Genomic DNA, 16458 nt, shown 5'->3' with positions numbered 1-16458 from the left:
CGGCCAACTGCATCGCCTCAAAACGGAGCCCGCCAATGACTTCTTCTTTCCGTCACCTGTCCAGACTTTCGCTCGCCGCCGGCTTTGCCTTCGGCATCGCCACAGCTGCTTTCGCGGTCGGCGACAACAACGATGACACCAATCCGCCGCCGAAGACCCAGACGACCAAGACCTGCACCGGCGGCAAGGTCTGGGATAAGGCCAAGAAGGAATGCGTCAACCCGAAGAAGAGCAGCTTCAACGACGACGATCTCTACAAGTTCGCCCGCGAGTTCGCCTATGCCGGCCAGTATGACAATGCCATCACCGTGCTCAATCTCGCCCACAACCAGAACGACCCGCGCATCCTGAACTATCTCGGCTACGCCAACCGCAAGGCCGGCCGCATGGAACTCGGCATGTCCTACTACCGCAAGGCGCTGCAGGCGGATGAGAACTACATCCTTGCCCGCTCCTACATGGGCATGGCGCTGGTGGAACAGGGAGACATCCAGGGCGCCCGCGTCCAGCTCGTCGAAATCCGCGATCGCGGCGGCGAAGGCACATGGGCCTATCGCGCTCTGCTGCAAAGCTTGAACGGCTACAAGACATATTGACGCAAGTTTTGTGGGCCACAATACGAAAATCCCTTGAGAAAAGGGGATGAAGACAGCCGGATGCTTGCGAAGTGCAGGAGACTTGCTTCATAAAGCACATGCGGCGTCGATACGGCCGGCTTCGCGCCCGACGGCGAACCCTTCGTCCGCGAAACCATTGTGAATGCTTCTTGGATAGACAATGCGTCAACCCGCAACGACCATCGATCTCCGGCGTGATCTCGTCGGCCTTCTGCCCCGCCTTCGCCGCTTCGCGATCACGCTCGCGGGTGAGGCCGCCGTGGCCGACGAACTCGTCCAGGCGGTCTGCCAGCGCGCCATCGCCAAGGGCCATCAATGGAGTGGTGAAGGCCGCCTGGAAAGCTGGATCTACACGCTCGCCCGCCAGCAATGGACCGACGACAGCCGCAAGCGCAAGCCGAAGGCTTCCGTCCGCGGCAACGTCACGGATATTCGCGAGGCCGCGCGCGAACGCTCGGCCGCAGTCGATCCCGACGCCATTCATCGCATGATCGCCGATATGCCGGACGGCCTTTGCAGCATGTTCCTGCTCGTCGATGTCGAAGGCCACAGCTACCAGCAGGCGGCCGACATCATGGGCACGCCGGTGGCAAATGTCGTCTCGCAGCTCGCGACCGCAAGGCTGCATTTTGCCGGGCTTGCCGGCACCCACCCGATCCACAGGTACTGAATTGCTCGATCTTAGGAAATTGCCGCTCGAAGCCCAGCTTACCGCCCTTCTCGATGGCGAGGTCTCGCCCGAACAGCGCCACGAACTGGAGCAGCGCCTGGCAACGGACGAGAATGCGCGACGGCTGCACGAGAAGCTGCGCCATGGCGCCGATTTCGGCCGTCGCCGTCTCGAAGACATCCTGAAGGAGCCGGTGCCGCTCGCCCTCGTCCGCTCGATCAAGAGCACGCAGCCGCCGAAGACGCCGATCGCCCAGCGCGCCACGCGCCCGCCGGTGAAACTGGCGCCGAGTGGCCCGCAGGCGCTGGCCGCCGCACTTATTCTCTTCGCCGTCGGTTGCGGTATCGGCTATTTCGTCGGCACCAGCCCGGATGCCGACGAAATCGCCACAACGACCTCCGCGACGGCGCCGGCCAATACCAGCGACTGGCTGGGCGACGTCACCGCCTATCAGCGCCTGCTGATCCGCCAGCCTCGCCATCTCGTCGAAGTGCCTGCCTCGCAGGCCGAGGAAATCTCCAGCTGGCTGACGACCGCGATCGGCGTGCCCTTCCGCGTGCCTGATCTCAGCGCCGAAGCCTGGACCTTCCAGGGCGCGCGCGTCATCCTCGGCGACAGCCGCCCTGTCGGCCAGCTCGTCTACTCCAACGCCGACGGCGACGTCATCTCCATCTGCTTCCGCAAGGACGCGCAGCCACCGGAGACCGACGACTTCAAGGAAACCATCAAGGACGAGATCGGTCTCGTGACATGGCACAATGCAGGCACGTCCTATGTGCTTGCCGGCCCTTCCGCTGAAGCAGCGCTCGGCCAGCTCGCCATGAAAATCGCCACGGCGATTTGATCGCAAGGCCATCCATCGCGAAGACCCGTTGAATGCGCTTACCTCGACCCCAGCCTTTCTTTGATCAAGGCGTCAGCACCACTTTGCCGACCGCCCTTCGCTCCTCGATGGCGCGATGCGCCTCCGCCGCCTGATGCAGCGGAAAGCGACCGCCCTCGACAACCTTGAGCCGACCCGCCGCGGCAAGAGCGAAAAGCTCGGCAAGATCAGACGACACCCCCTGAGGAGACAGAAGCGGCAGCAGCGAAAACCCTCTGATCGACTGGTTGTCGGCAAGCATGCGCTCGATATCGGCCGCTTCGAGGCCGAACCGCCCCATTGCCGCGAGCACCAACTCGCCGCAAGGCGCCAAGGCATCGAGCGCCGCCTTGGAAAACTCACCGCCGACGGTATCGTAGATGATATCCACGCCGGTCTCTCCGGTCTGCCTCTTGACGTCCTGCGGCCAGCCGGGCGCGGTATAGTCGACCGCCCGATCGGCGCCGAGGGATAAGGCGAGCGCCCTCTTCTCGTCGCTGCCCGCCGCCGCGATGACCATGCTCGCCCCGCCACGCCTTGCAAGCTGCACCAGCAGCGAACCGACACCGCCGGCCGCGGCATGGACGAGAACGGCCTTGCCTCTCGCAGGACTGCGGCGCAACAGATGCAGCGCCGTCAGCCCCTGCACCATCAGGCCGCAGGCCGCTTCGAAAGAGATCGCATCCGGCAGCGGCACCACCGACCCGCCGCTGACCGCTACGAACTCGGCATAACCGCCCCAGCCACGCCCGATCGCAAAGAGCGGCACCGCGACCCGTGCGCCGACAAGCGATGCATCCGTGCCCAGCCCAATCCGCTCGACCACACCGGCGATCTCGACGCCGGGAAACATCGGCAGGTCTGGCGTCACCGCATAACGATTGGCGCGCATCAGCACCTCGAAGAAGTTGATGCCCGCCGCATGAACGCGAACGAGAACCTCGCCCCGTCCCGGTTCGGGAACCGGCATCTCTACGACCTCCAGGACATCGGCCGGACCGAAGCGGCTGAACTGAACGGCTTTCATGGGAGCGATACCTCACGTTCGAATGGTGTGAGGCGGGTTTTAGCAATAGGATATCTGGCAAAAATACACACTCTTTCGTGCCCTACCCACCAGGAGGTGACCATGGCCGAGCCGATGAAAAGACTGCCGGAATTGCCGGTCGAGCGCGCGCTGAAAGTGATTTCAGGGCGCTGGAAGCCCATCATCCTCTACTATGTCTTCTCCGGCCCGAAGCGTCTTTCCGAGCTGAAGCGCATGATGCCCGCCATTACCCAGAAGGTGCTGATCCAGCAGTTGCGCGAGATGGAGGAGCACGGGCTGGTCGCCCGCCAGGTCTTCGCCGAGGTCCCTTCCCGTGTCGAATACAGCGTGACCGAGATCGGCCTTGAACTCGAGCCGGTGCTGCTGGCGCTCTGCCGCTGGGGCCAGCGCCATGCGGAGGCGAATGACGAAGCCGACAAGATCGCCGACTGCATCGTCAGGCCGCGAAACAAAAGTGCGATCGCGGCCTGAATCGTTTTGGAATCAGCCCTTGCCGGCCTTCACATCGAGCACGCGGTTGGCGGCCGAGACGATCGCTTCCAGCGATGCTGCGACGATGTTGGTATTGATGCCGGCGCCGAAGAGCTTGCCGCCGGGATAGGAGGTCTCGACGTAGGAGATCGCCGCCGCGTTCGAGCCGTGCTGCAGAGAATGCTCGGAATAATCCTCGACCGACATCTCGATGCCGAGATAGTGCGACAGAGCATTGATGAAGCCGTCGATCGGACCGTTGCCGCGTCCTTCGATGCGCTTGATCTCGCCATTGTCGGTAATCTCGGCCGCCACGATCCGCTGGCCCTTGTGCTCGGTGTCGGGATAGGTGTGGTGATCGACGAACCTCAGGCGCGCATCGGGCTGCGTCACGTAGCGCTCGATGAAACGGTCGTATATGCGCCGCGAGGGAAGCTCCTTGCCCTCGACGTCGGTAATGCGCTGGATATCCTCGCGGAATTCCACCTGCAGATTGCGCGGCAGGTTCAGCCCGTAATCCTGCTGCAGGATATAGGCGATTCCGCCCTTGCCGGACTGCGAGTTGATGCGGATGATCGCCTCATAGGAACGGCCGACATCGCGCGGATCAATCGGCAGGTACGGCACTTCCCAGACGGGGTGGTTGGCAACCTGGGCCGCCTTCATACCCTTGTTGATCGCATCCTGATGCGAACCGGAGAAGGCCGTATAGACCAGCTCGCCGACGTAAGGATGGCGTTCGCCGATCGCCATCTGGTTGGAATATTCGAACACTTCCTTGATGCGCACAATGTTCGAGCAGTCGATCTCAGGATCGACCCCTTGCGTGAACATGTTCAGCGCCATCGTCACCATGTCGACATTGCCGGTGCGTTCGCCATTGCCGAAGAGCGTGCCTTCGACACGATCGGCGCCTGCCAGCAATGCCAGTTCGGCAGCGGCGATGCCGGTGCCGCGGTCGTTATGCGGGTGCAGGGAGATGATCAGGTTCTCGCGATTGTCGAGGTTGCGGCACATCCACTCGATCTGATCGGCATAGACGTTCGGCGTCGCCATCTCGACGGTGGACGGCAGGTTTATGATCAGCTTGTTATCGGGCGTCGGCTTGACCACCTCGATGACGCCATTGCAGATATCCAGCGCCACTTCGAGTTCCGTGCCGGTAAAACTCTCGGGCGAATATTCGAAACGGTAGCCGCCGCCTGCCTTGACAGCCATGTCGGTAATCATCTTGGCGGCATCGACGGCGATCTGCTTGATGCCCTGCACATCCTTGGCGAAGACGACGCGGCGCTGCAGCTCGCTGGTCGAGTTGTAAAAATGCACGATCGGCCGGTTTGCGCCTTCCAGTGCTTCGAAGGTGCGGGTGATGAGTTCCGGGCGGCATTGCACCAGCACCTGCAGGGAGACGTCGGCGGGCACGTTGCCCTCTTCCACGCACCAGCGGGCGAAATCGAAATCGGTCTGCGAAGCGGAGGGGAAACCGATCTCGATTTCCTTGAAGCCCATCTCCAGCAGCAGCTGGAACATCCGCGCCTTGCGGTCGTGGCCCATCGGGTCGACCAGCGCCTGGTTGCCGTCGCGCAGGTCGACCGAGCACCAGACCGGCGCCTTGGTGATGGTCTTCGTCGGCCACGTGCGGTCGGGAATGTTTACCTGCGGATAGGCCCGGTATTTCACCGCAGCGTCAGGCATGCCTTTTGCGGAGGCCGTTTTTCCCTCGGAGAATTGCGTCTTTGCGTTCATCGTATCGTCTCCTCGTCCCGGCATTCGCCCCGCTCTTAGCCGATCGTGTCAGGCTTGGCGATAAACAAATGCGGACCTTTGTCGGTCGTTAGGTCAATTTTGAAAATGAGTCGCGAGGAGCAATCGCCGGGCGGGCTTTCGGCCGCCGGGCGCTCCTCAAAGGACCCGGCAACCGCGCGTAAGGCCGAGGAGAAGAAGCGAGGTCAGGGCGCGCGTATTGTCACGCAGGGCGATGCGGCCGCGTGCAATCGTGTCTGAAATTCTGGCGCCAGTGGTCTTCATGGCCGCGCTTATAACCTTGGGCCGGGAAACTGGCAAGCCCTTGCTCGGGCTTTTGGCCGCCGAAGGCGTAACGCCATTCCGCTACCGCGGCTGGCTTCGGTCTTTCCAAATGCTCACCAGCCGCGACAGCGCCAGCATCAGCCCGCCGGCGATCAAGCCCCAGAAGGCGCCGGAAATGCCGCCGAAGGAAACGCCGGAGGCGGTGACGAGGAAGGTGATCGCCGCCGCCTCGCGCGACTCAGGCGCCTGGAAAGCCGACATCGCCGAGGAGGAGAAAGCCCCGACCAGCGCCAGCCCGGCCACCGCCTCGATCAGGATCGGAGGCGCAAGCGCGACGAAAGCCGTCACCGCGCCGGCGAGCAGCCCGAGGATGACATAACCGACGCCGGCGATCAGTGACGCCCAATAGCGCCGCTTCGGATCCGCGTGGGCATCCTGTCCGGCGCACATCGCCGCGGTAATGGCCGCCAGATTGACGGCGTGGCCGCCGAACGGCGCCGACAGCAGCGAGAAAAACCCGGTGACCGCAAAGAGCGGACCAGGCTTCGGATCGTAGTGGTTGACCTTCAAGACGGCGATACCCGGAATGTTCTGCGAGGCCATGGTGACGATGAAAAGCGGCAGCGCGATCGAGACAAGGCCGGCAAGGCTGAACACCGGCCGGACGATTTCCGCCGCCGGCACCAGCGACTGTTCGAGCGAACTGAGCGCGCCGTCCGGAATATCGACGCCGAAGGTGAGCACCAGCACGAAGGCTGCGAGCGCCGCCGGCACAGCCCAGAGCCGTTTGAAGGCGCCGACGACGATCCAGGCGACGACGATCGGCAGACCGAGGACGGGATTGAAGCCGATCGCCTTTACCGGCGCGAAGCAGAGGCCGATCAGCACGCCGGCAAGCATCGCATTGGCAAGCGGCGCGGGAATGGCGGCAACTGCCCGGCCGAGCGGCTTGAACAGCCCGGCGACGACGATCAGCCCGCCACAGATCAGGAATGCCCCGACCGCCGCATTGAAGCCGCCCTCGATCGGCCCGGTGCTTGCGAGCAGTGCGGCGCCCGGCGTCGACCAGGCGATGCTGATCGGCAATCGCGTCGCGGCACTGAGCAGGATTGCGCAGACGCCCATGGAGATCGACAATGCCATCAGCCCAGAACCCGCCTGCGCATCCGTTGCACCGACGGCCTCGAGCCCGTGCAGCACGACGGCAAAGGAGCTGGCGGAACCGACGAAGGCGGTCAGCAGCCCCATGAACAAGGCCTGGACGGAAAAATCTTTGAGCATGGCGGAACTCGAGCTGCGGGAATGGCGCATGGAGCATGACGGCTGCCGCCCGCGCAAGTCCGAATTCAGCTCTTTCCGTTCAGCACCCGCGTCTTCCGGCAGAAACAAAACGCCCTCGCCTGATGCTGCAGGCGAGGGCGTTCAATAGCATTACATGAGAAAACTCAGATATCGGCCTGTGACGTCACGATCCGCGAAACGAGACCATAGTCCTTCGCCTCTTCGGCCGACAGCCAATAGTCTCGATCGGTATCCTTGGCGATCTTGTCGAGCGGCTGGCCGGTGGCTGCCGCCATGATCCTGTTCAGGCGCTCATTCATCTTGATGATCTCGCGTGCCTGGATCTCGATGTCGGACGCCATGCCGCGCGTGCCGCCCGAGGGTTGGTGCAGTAGGAAGCGGGTGTTCGGCAGGCACAGGCGCTGCTCCTTCGGAGCGGCGACATAGATCAGCGCGCCGGCGGAGGCGACCCAGCCCGTGCCGATCATCCAGACCTTCGGCTTGATGAACTTGATCATGTCATGGATGGAATCGCCGGATTCGACGTGGCCGCCGGGCGAATTCACATAGATGCGGATGTCTTCGTCGCTGGCCGCGGCAAGCGCCACGAGCTGCGAGCAGACCTTCTGCGCCAATTCCTGATTGATCGGTCCGTAGATGAAGATCGAACGCGACTTGAAAAGATTCGCCTCCGTTTCCTTGCCGAGCGGCAGTTCCTTCGTCTTGTCGTCCTGGTCTTCGTCGTTCATTCGAACCTCTTGGAGATGAATTCGGCTTCCCCGCACATAGTGCGACTCAATGCCTAAAACAATGTGGGAAAAACACAAGGCACCGAAGCGATGGAGATATCCTTAAGAAGCCGCGCGCCGTTCTGCAAGCCTTACTGAAATGTAACGGTGAAAGGCTTTGAAAAGCCTGAATCGGTTCCTACCTCAACCTCACGCAGCGGTAGCTGCACCGAAAAACCATGGAGCGCTTTACGCGTCCGATCGGATACGAGAGTGCTCCGGACCAACAGGAGGCAGACATGTCACCCGAAGAACGCCAATTGCTGACCGCCCTCTTCGACCGTGTGCGCACAGCAGCGGCCCAGCCGCGCGACCGCGACGCCGAGGCCCTGATCGACCAGGCAACGCGCGAACAGCCCTCCGCCACCTATTATCTCGCCCAGGCCGTCATCGTTCAGGAAAAGGGACTGGAAGCGGCCGCCAATCATATCAAGGAACTCGAAGAGCATGTCCGCCAGCTGGAAGCCGGCGCCAGCGAGCACCGCCAGGCCGAACAGGGCGGCGGCTTCCTGAGCTCGATCTTCGGCAACACCCAGACGCAGCAGCCGGCACCCGTCCCTTCCAATCCTGGTCCCTGGGGTCAGCAGTCCCGCGCCTATGACGATTCCCGCGGCTATGACCGCGATGGCCACCAGCCGCAGCAGCAACAGCCGACCGGCCCCTGGAGCCAGCAGGCCTATGCGCCGTCGGCCGGCGGCAGCTTTCTGCGCGGGGCGCTCGGCACGGCCGCCGGCGTTGCCGGCGGCATGCTGCTTGCCAATTCGCTGAGCGGCATCTTCGGCAATCACATGTCCTCGCTCGGCTGGGGCTCGCCCTTCGGCGCCAACCCCTTCGGCAATGCCAGCGCGCCCACCGAGGAAACCGTCATCAACAATTACTACGGCAATGACGACACCCGCCAGGCGTCCGACAATGCGGCCGATAAACGACAACGACAATGTGCAGCAGGCCGATTATGACGACGGCGACGACTACACCGACGATTCGTCCAGTGACGACGTTACGGATGTTTGAGGTTTGGCGGTTGGAGACGGGCAGCGGTTGCCGCACCGTATCCCGGCCCTTCGCTTACAGCGCCGCGCGTCTTTCAGACGCGCAAAGGACGCTGTAACGCTTTGAATTGCTGCATAATTTTTCCCTTAAATCGATTCCGATTTAAGGAATTATCCAGTAGCTCAGGGCGTTCGCCGCTGCAATCGATTCAGAGCAATTCCAGAAAAAGTGCCCAGCGGTTTTTCGTCCGGAATTGCGTTGAAAGAAAAGCGATCGATTGCTCGGGCTTCGCCTGACCGCTCCTCACCCACGTCCGCGGTAGGTGGCGACGCCCTGCTCCGGCAGCCACACACCTTCCGGCGGTTTGCCGGTCTGCCAGAACACGTCGATCGGAATGCCTCCGCGCGGATACCAGTAAGCGCCGATCCTCAACCACTTGGGATCGAGCAGTTCGACGATGCGCTTGGCGATGTAGATCGAGCAATCCTCGTGGAAAGCGCCATGGTTGCGGAAGGAATGCAGGAAGAGCTTCAGCGACTTCGATTCCACCAGCCATTCGCCCGGAATGTAGTCGATGACGATATGGGCGAAATCCGGCTGTCCGGTCATCGGGCAGAGCGAGGTGAACTCCGGCGCGGTGAAGCGCACGACGTAGTCGGTGCCGGCATGGTTGGACGGCACTTTTTCAAGCACCGCCTGCTCCGGCGATTGCGCGGTTTCGGTTTGCTGGCCCAGCATCGACAGGCTGGAAACATCGGTATTCGGCATCATGCCTCCTTGACGACTTTGACGCGGATGCCATGGGCCTTTTCGCCCTCCGGCTCCACGTGAATGGCTATTTTGGCGCCCTCGTGCACCGCACTGATGGCATCCTCAAGGCGGTCGCATATATCATGCGCCTGCCGCACCGACATAGTGCCGGGCACCACCATGTGAAAATCGATGAAGGTGACGGCGCCGGCCCGCCTGGTCTTCAGGTCATGCACGCCGATCGAGCCTGCCGCATGGGTGGCGATCGCCTCCTTGATCGCTTCCTCTTCGCGCGGCTCGACGGCCTGGTCCATCAGCCCGCCGATCGATTGCGAGATCACCTTCCAGCCCTGGTAGATGATGTTGACGGCGACCAGAATGGCAAGCACCGGATCGAAGATCGCATAGCCGGTCGCCAGCGCCAGCAGCAAGCCGGCGAGCACGCCGACGGAGGTCACCACATCCGACATGATGTGCTGCCCGTCCGCGGCGAGCGCCGCCGAACGATGTTTGCGACCGGTTCTGATCAGCAGCCGCGCCCAGACCACATTGATGACACCGGCCGCGAAATTGATCGCAAGCCCGAGCACCGGCGCATCGAGCATGCGCGGCGCGGCGAGGTAACCGACAGCTTCGTTGACGATCAGGAGTGCGGCGACGACGATCAGCACGCCCTCGGTGACCGCCGACAGATACTCCGCCTTGTGATGGCCGAAGGGATGGTCGTGGTCGGCCGGCTTCTGCGCATAGCGAATGACGAAAAAGGCGATGAAGGCGGCAACGACGTTGACGGTTGATTCGAGTCCGTCCGACAGCAGCGCCACCGACCCGGTGACCCACCAGGCCACCATCTTCAGGCCCATGACGCCGAGCGACAGCGGAATGCCCCACATCGCCAGCGTCCGAACCGTAAGATCGCCGTTGTCACTCATATCGTCCTCCTGCGGTTGCGAATGAATTGCAGGGTCCAAGCCATTGAAATGCAAAACCGCCCACGCGACTATCGCGAAGGCGGTTCAGTTAAGGGTGATATGGGCGATGAAGGAGGAATTGTCAAAGGGGAATGACACACCGTTCACAGGCGTTGCCATCCTCGATCGCGAACCCGTCAACGGAGTCCGGAGAGGCCGGTCGCGCGGCTCAGGCAGGCGTGTCTGAAATCACAGGCTGCGGCCAGCGCAAAAGCGCGGCCTGCCCCGCCGGCGTCAGCGCGTAGATCCCCTTTTCTATACGCTCGAACCATCCATAGACGTTGTCGCGCAGGATCGGGCCGGCATTGGCCGCAAGCGCCTTCATCTCCCGCGGTCGCTTGAGCCCCTGCTTGAGGGCCGAGGCGCAGAGCAGCGCCTGCTGGCGATAAGCGGTCATGATCGGCGCGCGCGAACCGCCGCCGACGGCAGGATCGCCACGCCGCCGCTGGTGCTCGCCGACGAGGCGCGAGCGCCGCTTCGGGTTGGTCCGCGGCATCGGCGAGATCGAACTGACGATAATGCTGACCTCGCCGCTGTCGGAGACGCCGAGCATGCCGATACCGAGCCGCCGGCAGAGATCGCGGTAGCGCCTGTCGGCCTCCCGCCCGCGCCCCTTGGCCGAAACGCGCGCCGCGATCCAGACTTCATCGCTCATCGCCGCACGGTCGACCGCCTGGAGAAGGAGCTCGAGATTGAAGGAGAGTTTCAATTCGCAGACCACCACGACCGGCGGCTCGCTATCGCTCAAGCCGACGAGATCGCATTTTCCGACCTCACCCTTGACGACATAACCGGCCGCCTCCAAGAAGGCTTTGACCGGCAGATAAAGCGACGTCTCCATGGCGGAACCTGGACCTCAGGCGGCGTTGAGATCGGCAATCTCACCATAGCGCGCCAGCAGTCGCGGCGAGGACATGTCGCCGGTTTCCTCGTCGACGATCACCGCATAGGCCGCCACGCCGACGAAGCGCTGAGCCATCGCCGAGGCGATCTTTTCCGCGCTGACGGAGTTGGATGCCTGGCGCATTTCACCGGGCACGAGATTGCCGCGGTTCTTGCGGTAAGGGAGAACGATGAACTTTTCAGCATTGGCCACGGCGACGGGCTCCGGTTGATCGTTCCTGAAATGTTCTGATTTGATTGATAAAGTCAACCCGGCTCTGCCATGCTTGCCCGGGTTCCTTTGCTGCTCGTCGTATCCACGTCGGAATGCACACCTCGCCCGCCCTTCCCGCAAGCAGGAAGGGCAAGGCCGAGTTGCGGTCAGGCAGCCTTGGTCTTCGCCTTGCGGGCCAGATGCGCCACGACATTCTCGATCATCCGCATGCCGGCATCGCCGCCAAGCGTCATGATCGATTCCGGGTGGAACTGCACAGCCGCGATCGGTTCCTTGGCGTGCTCGATACCCATGATCGTGCCGTCTTCGCTTTCCGCCGTGATGATGAAGTCGCGAGGCAGCGTCGAGGGATCGGCGAAGATCGAGTGGTAGCGGCCGACCGTCACTTCCTTCGAAAGGCCGGAGAAGACGATGCCCGGCTCCAATACCCGGATGCGAGAGGGCTTGCCGTGCATCGGCACCGCCAGATGGCGCAGGTCCCCGCCATAGGCCTCGGCGAGCGCCTGCAGGCCGAGGCAGACGCCGAAGATCGGCAGATTGCGCGCCCGCGCTTTCTTGATCGTCGCCTTGCAGTCGAAATCCTTGGGCGTTCCGGGCCCGGGCGACAGCACGACGAGGTCCGGGTTCAGCCGGTCGAAAATTTCCTCCGGTACCGGCGTGCGCACGGTCGAAACGCTCGCCCCCGTCTGGCGGAAATAATTGGCAAGCGTGTGGACGAAGCTGTCCTCATGGTCGACCAGCAGGATGCTGACGCCCTTGCCGACGCTTGCGACATCGCGCTGGGTCTTGCCGGAATTGCCGGTCTTGGCGTCGCGGATGGCGGAAAGCATGGCAGAGGCCTTCAATTCTGTTTCGGCTTCTTCTTCTTCAGGAATGGAATCGTTGAGCAGCGTCGCACCGGCGCGCACCTCGGCGATACCGTCCTTGATGCGTACCGTGCGCAGCGTCAGGCCGGTGTTCATGTCGCCGTTGAAGCCGACCATGCCGATCGCTCCACCATACCATGCGCGCGGGCTTTTTTCACGGCTTTCGATGAAGCGCATCGCCCAGAGCTTCGGAGCGCCGGTGACGGTCACGGCCCAGGCGTGGCTGAGAAAACCGTCGAAGGCGTCCATGTCGTCGCGCAGCCTGCCCTCGATATGATCGACCGTGTGGATGAGGCGCGAATACATCTCGATCTGCCGGCGGCCGATCACCTTGACCGAGCCAGGCTCGCAGACGCGGCTCTTGTCGTTGCGGTCGACATCGGAGCACATGGTCAGCTCGGATTCGTCCTTCTTGGAATTCAAGAGCTTCAGGATCTGCTCGCTGTCGGCGATCGGGTCGTCACCGCGTTTGATCGTGCCCGAGATCGGGCAGGTCTCGATCCGGCGGCCGGAAACGCGCACGAACATCTCGGGCGAGGCACCGACCAGATATTCCTGATGGCCGAGATTGATGAAAAAGGAATAGGGCGACGGATTGATCGCCTTCAGCCGCTTGGAAATGTCGGAAGGCTTGCTTTCGCAGCGCTCCATGAATTTCTGTCCGGGCACGACTTCGAAGAGGTCGCCCTTGCGGAAACTTTCCTTCGCCTTGACGACGAGGTCGGCATATTCGCCCGGCCGGTGATCGCTCTTCGGTGGAATGGCATCCGTTTGCTTGAAAGGCTCCGGCGCGATGTCTTGCGCCTTGCCTTCTGTCGTCACGCCGCCCTTTTCGAAATCGTAGCGGTCGATCCACGCCTTGGCGGCATAGTTGTCGACGACGAGGATTTCGTCCGGCAGGTAGAGCACCATGTCGCGCTGATCGGAGGGCCGCGTCAGCTTCAGATCGATCGCATCGAACTGGAAGGCAATGTCATAGCCGAAGGCGCCGTAAAGCCCGATGCTCGCATCCGCCTGCGAATAAAAGAGGTCGGTGACGGCACGCAGCACGGTAAAGACCGTCGGCATCTTCGAGCGCTCTTCCTCGGTGAACACCCGATCCGGCGCTTTGACCGAGAGGTCGAGACGGCGGGCGGAGGAAGCACCGAGCACGAGGTCGGACACCGTTTTCAGCCGCTCGGTCACGAAGCCGAGAAGCACCTCGCCGCGTTCGTTATAGGCCTCGATCCAGACGTTGCGCCCGAAGGAGGAGATGCCGAGCGGCGGATCGACGACGGCGGTATCCCAGCGCGTATAACGTCCCGGATATTCGTAGTTCGACGAGAACACCGCGCCGCGGCGCTCATCGAGCTTGTCGATATAGGAAGAGACCGCGTCGCCGTAGGGGATCGCACGCCGCTGCCGCGTGACCGATATCCCGCCTTTGGTCTCGTAGATTTCCGCACCATCATCCCGCAGGATCGTTACCATTGTTCCACTCCGTTATCGGGGCCCGGACGACAGGCGGCGATAAATAAAAAAGCCGCCTCGAAGTTTCGGGCGGCTCACTCGTCGTCGTCTTTGGACACGATTGGTCGAGGCCGCCTTAGCGAGCCCACCACCAAACAGCAATGTTCAAGGACTTGATCATGGAAAAATTGTTAGCCTGAGATCAGCCGCCGCGCAAGAGGCGATTGCGCGAATGCAAGGGGCGGCCCGAAAGCCGCCCCACCCCCAGCCTCGAATCCGTATCGACAATCAGAATGTCTTGGTGAGCGTGACCTTAAAGGTACGGCCAGGCTCGGAATACCAATCGCGCGGCTGCGATGCGGTTGAGACAAGATTGACATCGCGCACGGCGAGCGCATTGAAATATTGCTGGTCGAAGATGTTGTAGACGCCGGCCTGCACGCGCAAGCCCGGCACTTGTTCCGGCGTCCACCAGCCGGTCAGGTCGACGATTGCATAGCCGGGCGCATCGAAGGTCGTATCGGCGGTCGAGCCGACGGTCTCGAGATGGTCGGTGAGCATGCCCGCGGCAAGCGTTGAGGAAAGGTCGAAGCCGAAAGTCTCGTTGCTCCAGCCGCCGCCGACGATCGCCTTGAACGGCGCCACCGAGCGCAGGCGCTGGCTGGTTTCCTCGTTCCTGCCGTAGGCATAGGAAAGTGCGGCGTGCAGGTTGATGCCGTTATTGAACGTCTTGTCGGCGCTGGCTTCGACACCCGAGATCGTCACACTGCTGACGTTGGTATAGTTGAACTCCGTGATGCCGGTCGAGGCGTTGACGCTCGTCACCGTTTCAATGAAGTTGTGATACCGGTTGTGAAAGAGCGCCAGGCGACCGTCGAAATCGCCTGTGTCGAAGTTGGCGCCCATTTCGACACCGTAGCCGGTCTCGGGCTTCAGGTCGGGATTGCCGAGCTGGGCATAGTTGCCGCCCGCATTGTAGAAGCGGCTATAGAGTTCGTCGACCGTCGGGGCGCGGAAGGCCGACGACAGCTGGGTGTAGAGCTGCACATCGGGTGTCAGCTCGTAGGTGGCCAGCACCTTCGGCGAGGCATGCTGATCGCTGCGGTCAGACAGCGCACCGAATTTTGCAAGCGCGGGGTTGCCGGCGAAACCGCCGCCGGTCGACGGATCATAGCTGAACCAGTCGAAACGAATGCCCGGCGTCAGCGCAAAATTCGTATCGCCGAACTCGATTTTGTCTTCGATCGACAGGCCGATCGTCTTGCTGTCGACGTCTGGCACTTCCGACTGGTTGTTGAGCGAAGGGCACGTCGTCGGCGTCGGGCAAAGCGCCGAGCTGTACTGGTTCCAGGCCGACGTCGTCGCTTCGAGCGTTGCCTTAACCGAATGGCGGACGTTCGAATATTCGAAGTCCTTGGTAACCGTGCCGTTGAAGCCCCAGGTCTTATTTTCGATCTCGTTGTTGCGGCCGTAGGCGACATTGGCCGCTGTGCGTCCCTTGCTGCCTGACTCCTTCTTCAGATCCTGCCAATAGAGGACGGCCCGGGCGCTGGTGAAGAATGCATCTGAGGACTGCGCTTCGTAGTCGTAATCGAGCGATACACGATCGCGGTCGCGCAGTTCGCGGCCGTCATAGTTGTCGATCATGTAGGTACGTCCAGTTCCCTGCAGATCCCTCAGGTCGGTCTGGAGATCGCGGCGGAACCGTTCCGCCGTCAGGCCGATGCGATGACCGCCTTCCAGTTCCTGGCGGAGCTTGAAGAGCAGGTTGTGCTGGTCGAAGTCGGCGGGATCGGCCTCGGTGCGATACCGGCCATAAACGTCGTTGTTGCCCATATTCGCCCGCTCATGGCCCTTGCGGTAGCCGCCCTGAAACAGGATTGACGTGCCGCCGATCTTCTTGGACGCAGCGGCCGAGCCGGAAAGGCTGCTGTCTTCGCTGTCATAGGTCGACTTGACGATCGCACCCCAGTCGCGGCCTTCCGGAATGATATCCTCCGGCTCCAGTGTATTGACGACGATCGCACCGCCGAGCATGCCCGAGCCGCCTTTGCTCGAATCCGCGCCGCGCACGATGTCGAGCGACGACAGAGAGTTGAAATCGAACGTGTCGCCGCCGCCGTTGGCGTTGGCCGGCGCAAATGCACCCTGGCGCGCGCTGTTCGAGAGATAGGGGATCGGAATGCCATCGACCACGGTCAGGATGCGTGCGCCGGAGAGGCCGCGCAGATTGACGCCGGCATCGCCGCGCGAGAAGTTCACGCCGGGATCGATGCTGCGTCCGAGGTCTTCGAGATTGGTCACCTGTTTCTCGTCAAGCTGCTTGTCGGTAATCTCCGTTGCAAGCGGCGTGTCGGCGACGCTGCCCGGCGCCACGCGTTTGCCCTTGACGACGATCTTCTGCAGGACGGTGCTGTCGTCCGTCGTCGCTTGCGGCGTGGTTGCCGCAGCGCTTTGCGCGAAAGACTGTGAAACAGGAAGAACAACTGCAGCTGCCGTGCAGACCAATAGAACCGAGCGCCAATACCGGACGATCATAACCTATCC

The 16458-nt window shown here is 62.3% G+C and carries 13 protein-coding genes and 2 pseudogenes; 5 read left to right on the top strand and 10 right to left on the bottom strand.

Features of this window, described 5'->3' with window-relative positions:
• Window positions 1–35: 35 nt before the first annotated feature.
• The 3 genes from ACS4RS_RS13620 to ACS4RS_RS13610 all read left to right on the top strand — a co-directional run bounded on the left by ACS4RS_RS13620 (window position 36) and on the right by ACS4RS_RS13610 (window position 2131).
• Window positions 36–596 (top strand): tetratricopeptide repeat protein, encoded by a 561-nt coding sequence (locus ACS4RS_RS13620; protein ID WP_439010556.1) that lies wholly within the window; start codon window positions 36–38, stop codon window positions 594–596.
• 181 nt (window positions 597–777) lie between these two features.
• Window positions 778–1287 (top strand): RNA polymerase sigma factor, encoded by a 510-nt coding sequence (locus ACS4RS_RS13615; protein ID WP_054182556.1) that lies wholly within the window; start codon window positions 778–780, stop codon window positions 1285–1287.
• A 1-nt stretch (window position 1288) separates the two neighbouring features.
• Window positions 1289–2131: an anti-sigma factor family protein gene (locus tag ACS4RS_RS13610; RefSeq protein ID WP_439010557.1), complete on the top strand. Its 843-nt coding sequence runs from the start codon at window positions 1289–1291 to the stop codon at window positions 2129–2131.
• A gap of 64 nt (window positions 2132–2195) precedes the next feature.
• Here the strand turns inward: ACS4RS_RS13610 and ACS4RS_RS13605 are convergent, their stop codons facing one another.
• Window positions 2196–3176 (bottom strand): zinc-binding dehydrogenase, encoded by a 981-nt coding sequence (locus tag ACS4RS_RS13605; RefSeq protein WP_439010558.1) that lies wholly within the window; start codon window positions 3174–3176, stop codon window positions 2196–2198.
• Between the two features lie 11 nt (window positions 3177–3187).
• On the opposite strand from ACS4RS_RS13605, the pseudogene ACS4RS_RS13600 reads away from it, so the two are divergent.
• Window positions 3188–3668: pseudogene (locus ACS4RS_RS13600) on the top strand (winged helix-turn-helix transcriptional regulator); the annotation flags it as partial.
• Between the two features lie 12 nt (window positions 3669–3680).
• Here the strand turns inward: ACS4RS_RS13600 and leuA are convergent.
• The 3 genes from leuA to ACS4RS_RS13585 all read right to left on the bottom strand — a co-directional run bounded on the left by leuA (window position 3681) and on the right by ACS4RS_RS13585 (window position 7726).
• Window positions 3681–5414: a 2-isopropylmalate synthase gene (leuA, locus tag ACS4RS_RS13595; RefSeq protein WP_439010559.1), complete on the bottom strand. Its 1734-nt coding sequence runs from the start codon at window positions 5412–5414 to the stop codon at window positions 3681–3683.
• A 363-nt stretch (window positions 5415–5777) separates the two neighbouring features.
• The gene (locus ACS4RS_RS13590; protein WP_439010560.1) at window positions 5778–7007 is read right to left on the bottom strand and encodes a benzoate/H(+) symporter BenE family transporter; all 1230 of its coding nucleotides are present in this window, start codon (window positions 7005–7007) and stop codon (window positions 5778–5780) included.
• 134 nt (window positions 7008–7141) lie between these two features.
• Window positions 7142–7726, bottom strand: a complete 585-nt coding sequence (locus ACS4RS_RS13585; RefSeq protein ID WP_439010561.1) for an ATP-dependent Clp protease proteolytic subunit — start codon at window positions 7724–7726, stop codon at window positions 7142–7144.
• Window positions 7727–8004: 278 nt separating this feature from the next.
• On the opposite strand from ACS4RS_RS13585, the pseudogene ACS4RS_RS13580 reads away from it, so the two are divergent.
• A pseudogene (locus ACS4RS_RS13580) lies at window positions 8005–8779 on the top strand (DUF2076 domain-containing protein).
• Between the two features lie 282 nt (window positions 8780–9061).
• On the opposite strand, the gene queF reads toward ACS4RS_RS13580, so the two are convergent.
• The 6 genes from queF to ACS4RS_RS13550 form a co-directional block, all read right to left on the bottom strand.
• Window positions 9062–9526 carry a preQ(1) synthase gene (gene queF, locus ACS4RS_RS13575; protein ID WP_003581211.1) on the bottom strand — a complete coding sequence of 155 codons (465 nt, stop codon included), beginning with the start codon at window positions 9524–9526 and terminating at the stop codon, window positions 9062–9064.
• Window positions 9526–10440 (bottom strand): CDF family cation efflux transporter EmfA, encoded by a 915-nt coding sequence (gene emfA, locus ACS4RS_RS13570; RefSeq protein WP_439010563.1) that lies wholly within the window; start codon window positions 10438–10440, stop codon window positions 9526–9528. Before emfA ends, queF begins: the two co-directional genes overlap by 1 nt.
• A 208-nt stretch (window positions 10441–10648) precedes the next feature.
• Window positions 10649–11320 carry a DUF2161 domain-containing phosphodiesterase gene (locus ACS4RS_RS13565; RefSeq protein WP_439010564.1) on the bottom strand — a complete coding sequence of 224 codons (672 nt, stop codon included), beginning with the start codon at window positions 11318–11320 and terminating at the stop codon, window positions 10649–10651.
• 15 nt (window positions 11321–11335) lie between these two features.
• A complete protein-coding gene (locus ACS4RS_RS13560; protein WP_439010565.1) occupies window positions 11336–11575 on the bottom strand; it encodes a hypothetical protein in 240 nt (79 codons plus the stop codon).
• A 167-nt stretch (window positions 11576–11742) separates the two neighbouring features.
• Window positions 11743–13932, bottom strand: coding sequence for an anthranilate synthase (locus tag ACS4RS_RS13555; RefSeq protein ID WP_439010566.1), 2190 nt, complete (start codon window positions 13930–13932; stop codon window positions 11743–11745).
• Between the two features lie 267 nt (window positions 13933–14199).
• Window positions 14200–16449, bottom strand: coding sequence for a TonB-dependent hemoglobin/transferrin/lactoferrin family receptor (locus ACS4RS_RS13550; protein WP_439010567.1), 2250 nt, complete (start codon window positions 16447–16449; stop codon window positions 14200–14202).
• Between the last annotated feature and the right edge of the window lie 9 nt (window positions 16450–16458).

Source organism: Rhizobium sp. F40D2, assembly GCF_051810745.2.
Lineage (GTDB): Bacteria > Pseudomonadota > Alphaproteobacteria > Rhizobiales > Rhizobiaceae > Rhizobium.
This window is presented reverse-complemented; position numbering and strand designations above follow the sequence as displayed.

Excerpts from the sequence above, each read along its gene's own strand:
- leuA (WP_439010559.1), bottom strand. The coding sequence starts at position 5,414 with ATGAACGCAAAGACGCAATTCTCCGAGGGAAAAACGGCCTCCGCAAAA.
- ACS4RS_RS13550 (WP_439010567.1), bottom strand. The coding sequence starts at position 16,449 with ATGATCGTCCGGTATTGGCGCTCGGTTCTATTGGTCTGCACGGCAGCT.
- emfA (WP_439010563.1), bottom strand. The coding sequence starts at position 10,440 with ATGAGTGACAACGGCGATCTTACGGTTCGGACGCTGGCGATGTGGGGC.
- ACS4RS_RS13615 (WP_054182556.1), top strand. The coding sequence starts at position 778 with ATGCGTCAACCCGCAACGACCATCGATCTCCGGCGTGATCTCGTCGGC.
- ACS4RS_RS13590 (WP_439010560.1), bottom strand. The coding sequence starts at position 7,007 with ATGCGCCATTCCCGCAGCTCGAGTTCCGCCATGCTCAAAGATTTTTCC.
- queF (WP_003581211.1), bottom strand. The coding sequence starts at position 9,526 with ATGCCGAATACCGATGTTTCCAGCCTGTCGATGCTGGGCCAGCAAACC.
- ACS4RS_RS13585 (WP_439010561.1), bottom strand. The coding sequence starts at position 7,726 with ATGAACGACGAAGACCAGGACGACAAGACGAAGGAACTGCCGCTCGGC.
- ACS4RS_RS13555 (WP_439010566.1), bottom strand. The coding sequence starts at position 13,932 with ATGGTAACGATCCTGCGGGATGATGGTGCGGAAATCTACGAGACCAAA.
- ACS4RS_RS13620 (WP_439010556.1), top strand. The coding sequence starts at position 36 with ATGACTTCTTCTTTCCGTCACCTGTCCAGACTTTCGCTCGCCGCCGGC.
- ACS4RS_RS13605 (WP_439010558.1), bottom strand. The coding sequence starts at position 3,176 with ATGAAAGCCGTTCAGTTCAGCCGCTTCGGTCCGGCCGATGTCCTGGAG.
- ACS4RS_RS13565 (WP_439010564.1), bottom strand. The coding sequence starts at position 11,320 with ATGGAGACGTCGCTTTATCTGCCGGTCAAAGCCTTCTTGGAGGCGGCC.